Source organism: Streptomyces sp. WAC 04229 (assembly GCF_003947455.1).
Classification (GTDB): Bacteria; Actinomycetota; Actinomycetes; order Streptomycetales; family Streptomycetaceae; genus Streptomyces.
Genome location: NZ_QHJH01000220.1, coordinates 1 through 11,559 on the forward strand (window position 1 = coordinate 1; position 11,559 = coordinate 11,559).

The following is an 11,559-nucleotide window of genomic DNA, read 5'->3' on the forward strand; positions in this document are numbered from 1 at the left end:
GGGGGGGGGGGGCCGCCCCCCGGCCCGCCGCCCGCCGCGGCACCCGTTTCCACGCCTGGGTCGAGGCACGCTTCGAACCGCTGACGCTCCCCCTGCTGGAACCCGGGGAACTGCCCGGCGACGACGCCGAGATCGCCGACGAGCAGGACCTGGAGTTCCTCAAGGAGGCCTTCGAGCGGACCGAGTACGCCCGCCGCACCCCCCATCGCGTCGAGGCGCCGTTCCAGCTCACGCTCGCCGGCCGGGTCGTGCGGGGCCGTATCGACGCCGTCTACAAGGAGGGCGACGGCACCACGGCGACGTACGAGATCGTCGACTGGAAGACGAGCCGGTCCCGCACCGCGGACCCGCTCCAGCTCGCGCTCTACCGCCTCGCCTGGGCCGAGCAGCAGCGCGTACCGCTGGAGGCGGTGACGGCCGCGTTCCTCTACGTACGCACCGGGGAGGTCGTCCGGCCCGACCGGCTGCCCGACCGCGCCGCGCTGGAGAACCTGCTGCTGGCCGAACCCGTCGGTGACGAACCGCACGATCGGGGTGTCCGTGCGGGCCGATAGGCTCGTGAGTATGAGCCACCCCGTTGACAATGCTGTCAGCGCTGTCCGTACGTACATCGAGCAGCACCGTGCCGCCTTCCTCGACGACCTCGTCGCCTGGCTGCGCATCCCGTCGGTGTCCGCGCAGCCCGACCACGCGACCGATGTGCGCCGCAGCGCCGACTGGCTCGCCGCCAAGCTGAAGGAGACCGGCTTCGGGACCGCCGAGGTCTGGCCCACCCCGGGCGCCCCGGCCGTCTTCGCCGAGTGGCCCTCCGAAGACCCCCAGGCACCGACGATCCTCGTCTACGGCCACCACGACGTGCAGCCCGCCGCCCGCGAGGACGGCTGGAGCAGTGATCCCTTCGAACCGGTCGTCCGCGAGAACCGCCTCTACGCGCGCGGGGCGGCGGACGACAAGGGGCAGGTGTTCTTCCACACACTCGGCGTCCGTGCCCACCTGGCCGCCACCGGCCGCACCACCCCCGCGGTCAACCTCAAGCTGCTCGTCGAGGGCGAGGAGGAGTCCGGCTCCCCGCACTTCCGCGCCCTGGTCGAGGAGCGCGCCGACCGGCTCGCCGCCGACGCGGTGATCGTCTCCGACACCGGCATGTGGTCCGAGGACACCCCGACGGTGTGCACCGGCATGCGCGGCCTAGCGGAATGCGAGATCCGGCTGCACGGCCCCGACCAGGACATCCACTCGGGCTCCTTCGGGGGCGCGGTCCCCAACCCCGCCACCGCGATCGCCCGCCTGGTTGCCGCCCTGCACGACGAGCACGCGCGCGTGACGATCCCCGGCTTCTACGACGGCGTGATCGAACTCACCGACGAGGAACGCGACCTCTTCGCCGAGCTGCCCTTCGACGAGCGGCGGTGGTTGGAGACGGCCAAGTCGTACGCCGCCCACGGCGAGGCCGGACACACCACACTGGAACGTGTCTGGGCCCGCCCCACCGCCGAGGTCAACGGCATCGGCGGCGGCTATCAGGGCCCGGGCAGCAAGACGATCATCCCGTCGTCCGCGATGGTGAAGCTCTCGTTCCGGCTGGTCGCGGGCCAGGAACCCGAGCACGTGGAGAAGGCCGTCCGCGCGTGGATCGCCGAGCAGGTGCCTGCCGGGATCAGCTGTGAGATCGACTTCGCCCCGGCCACCCGCCCGTGCCTGACCCCGCTCGACCACCCGGCGCTGCGGTCGGTGGCCCGCGCGATGGGCCTCGCCTTCGGGAAGCCGGTCCGCTACACGCGGGAGGGCGGCTCCGGACCCGCCGCCGATCTCCAGGAGGTGCTGGGCACCCCGGTGCTGTTCCTCGGCATCTCCGTCCCGTCCGACGGCTGGCACGCACCCGACGAGAAGGTGGAGCTGGACCTGCTGCTCAAGGGCGTGGAGACCGCCGCCCACCTGTGGGGCGACCTGGGGGAGCACTGGCGCCACGCACCCTGAGCGCCCCGCCGCCCCACGACCCGCCGAACCCGCCTGCCGAACCGAACCGCTCACCGGGGGAGTTGGAAGCACCCGTGACCACCTGGACCGACCGCACCGCCGACCGTCCCATCTCGCTCACCGCGCCGAGCGGCATCGACCGCGCCGCCCACCACCGCCTCGACGAGGCCTGGCTCGCGGCGGCGTGGAGCCACCCCTCGACGCGCTGCTTCGTGGTCTCCGGCGGCCAGGTCCTCATCGACGAGACGCCCGACGGGCGCACCGAGCTCGTCATGACCCCCTCCTTCGAGGCCCCGCTCACCGAGGCGCACCGCTACTTCCTGGGCACCGACGAGGACGGGGTCAGCTACTTCGCCCTCCAGAAGGACTCGCTGCCCGGTCGCATGGACCAGTCGGCGCGCCCGGCGGGCCTGCGGGAGGCGGGCCTGCTCCTGGCCCCCCGTGACGCGGGCCTGATGGTCCACGCGGTCGCCCTGGAGAATTGGCAGCGTTTGCACCGTTTCTGCTCCCGGTGCGGCGAGCGCACGGTCATCGCCGCGGCCGGCCACATCCGCCGCTGCCCCGCCTGCGGTGCCGAGCACTACCCGCGCACCGACCCCGCCGTGATCATGGCCGTCACCGACGACGACGACCGCATACTGCTCGGCCGCCAGGTCCACTGGCCCGAGGGCCGTTTCTCCACGCTCGCCGGCTTCGTGGAGCCCGGCGAGTCCATCGAGCAGTCGGTGCGCCGCGAGGTCCAGGAGGAGGCCGGGGTCACCGTCGGCCCCGTCGAGTACGTCGCCAGCCAGCCCTGGCCCTTCCCGTCCAGCCTGATGCTCGGCTTCATGGCCCGCGCCACGTCGACCGAGATCGAGGTCGACGGCGACGAGATCCACGAGGCGCGCTGGTTCTCCCGCGACGAACTGGGTGCCGCCTTCGAGTCGGGCGAGGTGCTGCCGCCCTACGGGATCTCGATCGCGGCCCGCCTCATCGAGCTCTGGTACGGCAGGCCACTGCCGACGCGCGCGGCGTTCTGAGGGCGGCCGACGGCCCGGACCGGGCGGTGTGGAGCGGTCGACGCCACCCTCGGCTGGTCGTGGGCCGCCCCGATCGCCGCGCTGGTGGTCACGGCCGTCGCGCTCAAGAAAGGGCGCGACGCCCGGCAGGAGTCGTGATGCTGCGCACCCTCGGCGGCGTCGGCCCGGCGCACGAAGCGCCGCAGCCCCCGACCGGCACGAGGCCGGATCGGGGGCTGCGCCAGGCGGAGGTCAGGCGCCCAGCGCCTGCTTCACCTGGGCGAGGCTCGGGTTCGTCATGACGACCTCGGTGCCACCGTTGGTGGGAATCACCTGAACCGTGGGGACCGTCTGGTTTCCGCCATTGGCCTTCTCCACGAAGGCCGCGGAGTCCGGGTCGTGCTCGATGTTGATCTCGGTGTACGCGATGCCCTCGCGGTCCATCTGGCTCTTCAGCCGACGGCAGTAGCCGCACCACGTGGTGCTGTACATCGTCACAGTGCCCGGCATGTCTCTCGCGCTCCTTCGGCGACTCGGGGATCCGGCGGCTCGGGGATGAGGTCGCAGGAGGTGAACGTCTGCGACGGCGCCACCATTCCCGCCCCGTGAGGCCGCCACATCGGCATTGATGCGACTATCGGAGCGTGCCTGTGGACAACCGGCTCACCCGTCTCGCGAGACCTGGCAGCATGGCGGTGTGACAGCAGCAACGCACTCCACCCTCTTCCCGCAGGTACCGGACTCGGCCGACGCGGTGCTCGAAGGGCTCGACCCCGAGCAGCGCGAGGTGGCGACCGCCCTGCGCGGACCGGTGTGCGTGCTGGCGGGCGCCGGCACGGGCAAGACCCGGGCGATCACCCACCGCATCGCGTACGGGGTGCGCGCCGGGATCCTCCAGCCCACCAGCGTGCTCGCCGTCACCTTCACCAACCGCGCCGCGGGGGAGATGCGGGGCCGGCTGCGCCAGCTCGGCGCCTCCGGTGTCCAGGCCCGCACGTTCCACTCGGCGGCGCTGCGCCAGCTCCAGTACTTCTGGCCGAAAGCAATCGGCGGCTCCCTGCCCAGGCTCGTCGACCGCAAGATCCAGCTCGTCGCCGACGCGGCCGCCGCCTGCCGCATCCGCCTCGACCGAGGTGAGCTGCGCGACGCCACCGCGGAGATCGAGTGGTCCAAGGTCACCCAGACCGTCCCCGCCGACTACGCCGCCGCGGCAGCCAAGGCCGGTCGCGAGACCCCCCGCGACCCGGCGGAGATCGCCCAGCTCTACGCCGCCTACGAGGACCTCAAGCGCGGTCGCGGAGTCATCGACTTCGAGGACGTGCTGCTGCTGACGGTGGCCGTCCTGCAGGACCGCCACGACGTCGCCGACCAGGTCCGCGCCCAGTACCAGCACTTCGTGGTGGACGAGTACCAGGACGTCAGCCCGCTCCAGCAGCGCCTGCTGGAGCTGTGGCTCGGCGACCGCGACGACCTGTGCGTGGTCGGCGACGCCAGCCAGACGATCTATTCGTTCACGGGAGCAACGCCCGACCACTTGCTCGACTTCCGCGTCCGCCACCCCGGCGCCACCGTCGTCAAGCTGGTCCGCGACTACCGCTCCACCCCCCAGGTGGTCCACCTCGCCAACGGGCTGCTGGCCCAGGCCCGGGGGCGGGCCGCCGACCACCGGTTGGAACTGGTCTCCCAGCGACCGGTCGGCCCCGAGCCCGCCTACACCGAGTACCCGGACGAGCCGGCCGAGGCCGAGGGCGCGGCCCGCCGCATCCGCGAACTCGTCGACGCGGGCGTTCCCGCCGCCGAGATCGCGGTCCTGTTCCGGACCAACTCCCAGTCGGAGACCTACGAACAGGCTCTCGCCGACGCCGGTGTCCCGTACCAGTTGCGGGGCGCGGAGCGCTTCTTCGACCGCCCTGAAGTGCGCAAGGCCCACAGCGCCCTGCGGGCGGCGGCCCGCTTCGGCGGCAACGACTCCCTCCTGGACGACGTCGTCGACCTGCCCTCGCAGGTGCGCGCGGTGCTGTCGGGGGAGGGCTGGACCTCGGAGCCTCCGGCCGGGTCGGGCGCCGTCCGGGAGCGCTGGGAGTCGCTGGCCGCCCTGGTCGGGCTCGCCCAGGACTTCGCCGCCGCGCGAGCCGGCGTCACGTTGAGCGACCTGGTCGTGGAACTCGACGAGCGGGCGGGCGCCCAGCACGCCCCCACGGTGCAGGGCGTCACCCTCGCCTCCCTGCACTCGGCCAAGGGCCTGGAGTGGGACGTCGTCTTCCTGGTGGGCGTCGCCGAGGGAATGATGCCGATCACCTACGCAAAGACCGACGAGCAGATCGAGGAGGAGCGCCGCCTGCTCTACGTCGGTGTCACCCGCGCGCGCGAACGCCTGCACCTCTCCTGGGCGCTCGCCCGCTCGCCCGGCGGCAGGCCGAGCCGTCGGCCCAGCCGCTTCCTCAAGGGCCTGCGGCCCGGGTCCGGCGCGGCGGGCGGTCAGGCAGCGGCGGGCGGCGCCGGAGGAGTCGAGCGCGGACGCGGAGGCGTCGGCGTCGCGGCCCCCGCCCCGAGACGGACCCCGCGGACGCCGGCCCGCTGCCGGGTCTGCGGGCGCACGCTCACCGACGCCGGCGAGATGAAACTGATGCGCTGCGAGGACTGCCCGTCCGACATGGACGAGGGCGTCTACGAGCGGCTGCGCGAGTGGCGGGCGGTCCAGGCGGGGCGCAGCGGGCAGCCCGCGTTCTGCGTCTTCACCGACAAGACACTGATGGCGATCGCCGAGTCCGTCCCCGAGGACGAGCGGGAACTGGCCCGGATCCCGGGGGTCGGAGCGCGCAAGCTCAACCGCTACGGAGCCGACGTCCTGGCCATCTGCGCAGGTCAAGAGGGAGTGGGGCTGGACGAGGGCGACTGATACAAACTCGTCGAGAAAATAGTTTGCGCATGCCCCGGGAATCCCCATAGGTTCTTGGTCACGGGAACAGCGGCCTTCCCGAAGGCCCTGACTCCGTGTTGTACTTGCACATACACGGACTGGTTCATGCCAGTCCCCCGAGACGCCGAGAGGAGGCGAGTCCAGTGATCAGCATCAAGACCAGCAGCAACGCCGGCTTCACCGCCAAAATGACCGATCGCTCGGCCGTCTCCCTGTGCATCCTCGGCGCCTCGAACCCGGGCACCGGTCTGTCCGGCATCCGTGCCGTGCGTCCGGCCGCCTCCTCCGTTGCCCCCGCGGGCCTTCCCGTCCGTGAGCGCAATGAGCGACCGACCAAGGCACTGGAAGCAGCTGTAACGGCACAGGCGCAGGCCTATGCCTTTACCGCGACCGGTGCCGGATTCCGGAAGCAGACGACGCAGCACCACCTGATGTGGGCCTTCCGTGGGCCAGAACCCTGGAGTGATCCAGCCTGATCGTCGATCAGGCCGGCGCCTTCAGGGCCGCGGAACCCCACCCGGGATCCGCGGCCCTTCTGTTTGTCCCCGAACGGACGACAGCACGAAGGAGCCTCGGGACAAGAAAAGAACCCGGTACCAAGCCGCCAACCGGCCAACCGGCCGGAACGACCAGACGAGGAAGACCACCCGTGCAACTCGAAGCGCACGCCCCGTCCGTACCGCCGTCCGACACGATCCCCAAGCCCTGTTCCACGGAGGACTCCACCTTGACCCCGCTCACCGCGCTCACCGCGCTCGACGACGCCATCGAGAACCTCGGCGTGCCCGTCCCCTGCCGTTCCTACGACCCGGAGGTCTTCTTCGCCGAGTCGCCGGCGGACGTCGAGTACGCCAAGTCCCTCTGCCGCACCTGCCCGTTGATCGAGGCCTGCCTCGCCGGTGCCAAGGAGCGGCGTGAGCCCTGGGGCGTCTGGGGTGGCGAGCTGTTCGTCCAGGGTGTCGTCGTCGCCCGGAAGCGGCCCCGTGGCCGCCCGCGCAAGAACCCGGTTTCGGCATGAACATCACCGGAACGATCGATCGCCCCCTCACGTACGACCCCCAGAAGCAGGCCCCGATGAAGCCGTCTCCCCACGACACCGCAGGCTCCGCGCCTGAAGACTTCACCACCACCGGCGCGAAGGACTCGCGTCAGAACAGGACCCGCGAAATGCAACTCATCCCAGAAGCCCTGGCCCGTGCGCATATGCACGACCGCCTGGTCGAGGCGGAGCAGGAGCGCCGGGCGATGCGCCTGGCTACCGCCCGCCGCATGCAGCGCCGAGCGGAGCGCGCCTCGATGCGTGCCCGGCGTGCGCTCGCCATGGCGGTCATGCAGTAACCGACACACCTGAAGCGGTGGTCTCCCGGCCCGGGAGACGAAGCTCTGCCCGTGGGGGCCGGTCCGTCCGAACGGACCGGCCCCCACGGTCCGTTCGGCGCGGGCGGCTCAGGCCTCCGCCGCCTTCTCCCCCTCGTACTTCTCGTACTCCTCGTACGCGTCCTCGACGGCCGCGGCTTCCTCTTCGTCCGTCTCCTCCTCGGGGACGAAGCCCACCAGCCAGTCGGCCAGCTCGTCACGGAGCCGGACCGTCGCTCCCAGCTGGCACAGCACCCCGATCGTGCTCAAGGTCACTCGATGGATCAGGAGGTAGGACGGCGGCAGATTCAGCTGCTTGGCCAGCTGGTAGGCGGGGGAGCGGGGGTCGCCGATGCGGGCCGCCTGGCTCCGCATCCAGCCGCGGGTGAAGGTGAACTCGTCGACCCGGGCCGGCTCGATGATCGGCAGGAGATAGTCCAGGACGGCGTCGGGGTCCAGCTCTATCGACTCCCTGACGAACCCCTCCGCACAGAGCATCTCGTAGACGGCCTCCGCCTCGCCGTCCAGCGTCATCCGCAGGGCATCCCCGATGGGCTCGGGCAGACCGCCCGGGAGCCGGTCGACGGTGCCGAAGTCCAGGACGCCCAGGCGCCAGTCGTCCTCGCCGTCCGGGCCACCGGGCAGCAGGCGGAAGTTGCCCGGATGCGGGTCGGCGTGCAGAAGCCCGGTGCGCGCCGGGCCGGAGAAGAGGAAATGGGCCAGCAACTGGCCGGCGCGGTCGCGCTGCTCCTGCGTGCCGTCCGAGATGATCTCCGACATCGGGATGCCGTCGATCCACTCGGTGATCAGTACCTGGTCGCACTGGTGGACCACGTCCGGCACCAGGATGTCCGGGTCGTCCGCGAACTCCTCGGCGTGGATCCGCTGGGCCTGCGCCTCCAGGTCGTAGTCCAGCTCCTCCGAGACCCGGTCCTTCAGCTCTGTGATCAGCGGCTTGACGTCCATGCCGGGGACCAGCGGGCCCAGCAGGCGGGCGAAGCGGCTGAGCTGGTTGAGGTCCGACAGCAGAGCCTCGCCCGCTCCCGGGTACTGCACCTTGACCGCCACCTCGCGGCCGTCGTGCCACACCCCCCGGTGCACCTGGCCGATCGAGGCGGCCGCGGAGGGCTTGTCCTCGAACTCCAGGAACAGGTCCTGCCAGCTCTCCCCGAGGCGCTCCGCGAGCACGGCGTGCACGGTGCGCGTCGGCATGGGCGGTGCCGCTTCCTGGAGTTTGGTCAGCGCCGCCCGGTAGGGCCCGGCGACCTCCTCGGGCAGCGCCGACTCGAAGACGGACAGCGCCTGCCCGAACTTCATCGCCCCGCCCTTCAGCTCGCCCAGCACCTTGAACAACTGCTCTGCGGTGCGCTGCTGCAACTGCTGGCCGACGAGCTCCGCCGACTCGCCCACGATCCGCTTGCCGAGCCCCCAGGTCGCCCGCCCGGCGAAGCCGAGCGGGAGCGCGGCGAGCTTGGCGGTCCGGGTGACCGCCTTGCGGGGAAGATCAGACATGAGCCCTCCAAGTCGCAGCCGGCCGCGCGGGTTCCGCCTCACGGCGTACTCCTGCTGACGGCCCTTGCCCCGCCATTGTCGCGCGCCACTCCCCGTCCTCGGCGATGTGTTCCTCCTTACCCTTCCCCGCCGCTCCGCACGGGCACTCGGGGTGGGCCCGGACCGGACGGGACTGCCAGCGCAGACCGGGCAGCGAGACCTCCCAGCGGACGCCAGTGCTCGACGGGCTCCCGCCGTCCAGGAAGGCGAGCGCGTGGGCCGCCGCGAGTCCGGCGACGGTCGCCGCGAGGGTGAGGTCGCACGGCCGTACCTCGGGCCGGCGGCCGGAACGCCACTGGGCCACCAGGCGGGGCCAGGCCGGGTCCCGGTCGGTGCGCTCCGCGTGCAGACAGCCCGCGCACCCGGTCTCGCCGGGCAGGACCAGGGGGCCGACGACACCCGTTCCCTCCACGACCCCGGCATACAGGTGGGGTGTGCCGGAAGCCATGAGGGACTCGGCCGCGACGGGATCGGGCGTGTGCACCGCGACATCGTCGCGTGGGGTGACGATCACCAGGGAGAAGCCCGCGGTGTCGGCCTCGGACGGCGTCGCTGGACCGCGTCGCGGCGGCCGGTCGGGGGCGGCCCGGCGCACCACCCGACGGGCGGCCTCGTCCCGCCGGTCGCCGACGGAGTCGGCGGGCAGCCCGCCCGGGGCGACGTCCCACGGCTCGACCCGTCCGCCGTCGCGGACGTCGACATCGCCGATCCCCGCCCCCGAGAGCAGGCCGGCGAGCACCGCGCCCACCCGTCCCGCACCTCTCACGCTCAGCCGCAGGGCACGGCGGGCCGCCAGGTGTCTGATCGCGTCCCCCGGTTCGGAGGTGGTCAGGGACAGGGAGGCCAGGTCGGGGCTGAGCCGGTCGAGGACCTCCTTCCTCTCCCGCAGGGCGTCGGCCGCCGGTCCGCCGCCCGTGGCGTCCTCCAGCAGCCCGGCCCGCGCCAGTCGCTCCACCACCCGGTCGACATGCCCCTCCGGCAGGTCCATGCGGTGCCCCTCCTCACGCAGGAGCTTCGGCCCGCGGGTGCCGTTGACCAGTTCGAGGAAGCTGCCCGTCGCCGTGTCCACCGGGGCGAGCGTCAGCGCGTGCGCCGGTGTCATCCCGAACTGCACGGTGTTCAGATCGCGCCAGCCGCGCCGGAGCGCGGGCTTCACCATCGGATGCATTCCGGATCCCCCGTGATCTTCGAATGTGCGGGCATGCGGTCGGTCGTGAATCCGCCGACGAGTGCCAGCATGCCCGGCCGCGAGAACGGGCGGCGAAAGTTGTCCACAGGCGGCGGGTATGCGTCGTACAAGTCCGACGATCGTCTCGGCGTACGACTCGGCCGTCCGTCGCAGTCCGCTCGAAGGGGGGGGCGGCGGATCGGCACCGAACCGTCCCGGAGCCGGGACTTCCCCGTGTGCAGCGGGTAACGTCGTGGCGTGTCCGCCGACCCACTGCACCGTGCCGGGGCGCCCCAGCGCACGCCCACGAATCCGCCGCCGAACGGCTCGGGGACGAGCGCGATCGAGGTCCGCAGGAGCACCCGGCGCCGCCGGACGGTCTCCGCGTACCGCGAAGGCGATCGCACCGTCGTGCTGATCCCCGCCCGGATGTCCGAGGCGGAGGAGCAACGCTGGGTGGGCGTGATGCTGGACAAGCTGGCCGCCCAGGAGAGCAAGCGGGTCCTCGGCGACGCCGAGCTGGCCGAGCGCGCGCGGCGGCTGTCGGGCCAGTACTTCCAGGGGCGGGCCCGGCCCACCTCGGTCCGCTGGGTCACCAACCAGAACACCCGCTGGGGCTCCTGCACCCCCTCCGAGGGAAGCATCCGGTTGTCACACCGCCTCCAGGGCATGCCCGAGTACGTCGTCGACTACGTCCTGCTCCACGAACTGGCGCACCTGCTCGTCCCCGGCCACGGGCCCCGGTTCTGGCGGCTGCTGGAGGCGTATCCCCGCACCGAGCGGGCGCGGGGCTACCTGGAGGGCGTGGTCGCCGCGGAGCGGCTGCCGCACGTACCCGGCGCGCGCAACGAGTAGCCGGACCCCCGGGCGGGCCTCCGACACGGCGGCGCACGGGTTTCGTACCGGGTCTGTACCGACTTCCTCCGGTGTCGGGCTTTGCCGTTAGCCTGTCGCGACGCACTCGCATTCGGATGGGGGACGGTCGACACGCATGGCCAGGGAATTTCAACGCGGCCACAAGGCCAGGATCAGTGACCTCACCGCGGGCACGGATCTGTACGTAGGCGTGCAGATCTCCGGCCCCGGACTGAGCTTCGACATCAGCTGCTTCGGTCTCGACGCCGAGGAGCGGTTGTCGGACGACCGATACTTCGTGTTCTTCAACCAACCGAAGACCCCCGAGGAGTCCATCCAGCTCCTGGGTGCGCAGGCGGGCGACACGGAGTCCTTCCGGGTCACCCTCGACAAGATTCCGGCGGGCATCCAGAAGCTGTCCTTCACGGCGACGATCGACGGCGCGGGACAGATGTCGCAGGTGGGGCCCGGTTACATCCGCATCGTCGCGGGCGGCGAGGAGGTGGCCCGGTACCCGTTCAACGGCTCCGAGTTCTCCACCGAGCGCGCGGTGATGCTCGGCGACTTCTATCTGAAGGACGTGTGGCGCTTCGCTGCCGTCGGCCAGGGCTTCGACGGCGGGCTGGACGCGCTGCTGCGCAACTTCGGCGGCGAGGTGGCCGAGGAGGAGGCGCCCGAGCCGCAGGCGCAGCAGTCGCAGACCGGCGCCGCCCCCGGCTTCGCGCCCCCCGCCC

General features: G+C 72.0%; 12 protein-coding genes. 9 read left to right on the forward strand and 3 right to left on the reverse strand.

Features of this window, described 5'->3' with window-relative positions; translation table 11 throughout:
• The 3 genes from DMH12_RS33595 to nudC form a co-directional block, all read left to right on the forward strand.
• On the forward strand, window positions 1-554 hold a 554-nt coding region (locus DMH12_RS33595), incomplete at its 5' end, for a PD-(D/E)XK nuclease family protein (RefSeq protein WP_148107571.1).
• Window positions 555-564: 10 nt separating this feature from the next.
• Window positions 565-1,977: a dipeptidase gene (locus DMH12_RS33600; RefSeq protein WP_125495142.1), complete on the forward strand. Its 1,413-nt coding sequence runs from the start codon at window positions 565-567 to the stop codon at window positions 1,975-1,977.
• 74 nt (window positions 1,978-2,051) lie between these two features.
• Complete coding sequence (nudC, locus tag DMH12_RS33605; protein WP_125495143.1) at window positions 2,052-2,996, forward strand: NAD(+) diphosphatase; 945 nt, start codon at window positions 2,052-2,054, stop codon at window positions 2,994-2,996.
• A 231-nt stretch (window positions 2,997-3,227) separates the two neighbouring features.
• Here the strand turns inward: nudC and DMH12_RS33610 are convergent, their stop codons facing one another.
• On the reverse strand, window positions 3,228-3,485 hold the full coding sequence (locus DMH12_RS33610) for a mycoredoxin (protein ID WP_122616113.1): 258 nt from the start codon (window positions 3,483-3,485) through the stop codon (window positions 3,228-3,230).
• Window positions 3,486-3,603: 118 nt separating this feature from the next.
• Here DMH12_RS33610 and DMH12_RS33615 point away from each other — a divergent pair, with 118 nt between their 5' ends.
• The 4 genes from DMH12_RS33615 (at window position 3,604) to DMH12_RS33630 (ending at window position 7,233) form a co-directional block, all read left to right on the forward strand.
• Window positions 3,604-5,874 carry an ATP-dependent DNA helicase UvrD2 gene (locus DMH12_RS33615; protein ID WP_260474436.1) on the forward strand — a complete coding sequence of 757 codons (2,271 nt, stop codon included), beginning with the start codon at window positions 3,604-3,606 and terminating at the stop codon, window positions 5,872-5,874.
• Window positions 5,875-6,038: 164 nt separating this feature from the next.
• A complete protein-coding gene (locus DMH12_RS33620) occupies window positions 6,039-6,371 on the forward strand; it encodes a hypothetical protein (RefSeq protein WP_185832709.1) in 333 nt (110 codons plus the stop codon).
• Between the two features lie 173 nt (window positions 6,372-6,544).
• On the forward strand, window positions 6,545-6,913 hold the full coding sequence (locus tag DMH12_RS33625; RefSeq protein ID WP_003973786.1) for a WhiB family transcriptional regulator: 369 nt from the start codon (window positions 6,545-6,547) through the stop codon (window positions 6,911-6,913).
• A complete protein-coding gene (locus DMH12_RS33630; RefSeq protein ID WP_122616116.1) occupies window positions 6,910-7,233 on the forward strand; it encodes a hypothetical protein in 324 nt (107 codons plus the stop codon). The genes DMH12_RS33625 and DMH12_RS33630 overlap by 4 nt, the downstream gene beginning before the upstream one ends.
• A gap of 108 nt (window positions 7,234-7,341) precedes the next feature.
• Here DMH12_RS33630 and DMH12_RS33635 read toward each other — a convergent pair whose 3' ends face one another.
• Window positions 7,342-8,763 carry an AarF/ABC1/UbiB kinase family protein gene (locus tag DMH12_RS33635; RefSeq protein WP_125495146.1) on the reverse strand — a complete coding sequence of 474 codons (1,422 nt, stop codon included), beginning with the start codon at window positions 8,761-8,763 and terminating at the stop codon, window positions 7,342-7,344.
• Window positions 8,756-9,970, reverse strand: a complete 1,215-nt coding sequence (locus DMH12_RS33640; protein ID WP_125495147.1) for a TOMM precursor leader peptide-binding protein — start codon at window positions 9,968-9,970, stop codon at window positions 8,756-8,758. Before DMH12_RS33640 ends, DMH12_RS33635 begins: the two co-directional genes overlap by 8 nt.
• Window positions 9,971-10,228: 258 nt before the next feature.
• Between DMH12_RS33640 and DMH12_RS33645 the strand changes: the two genes are divergently transcribed.
• On the forward strand, window positions 10,229-10,825 hold the full coding sequence (locus DMH12_RS33645) for a M48 family metallopeptidase (protein ID WP_125495148.1): 597 nt from the start codon (window positions 10,229-10,231) through the stop codon (window positions 10,823-10,825).
• A 136-nt stretch (window positions 10,826-10,961) separates the two neighbouring features.
• A partial coding sequence (locus DMH12_RS33650; RefSeq protein WP_148107572.1) for a TerD family protein occupies window positions 10,962-11,559 on the forward strand: 598 nt, incomplete at its 3' end.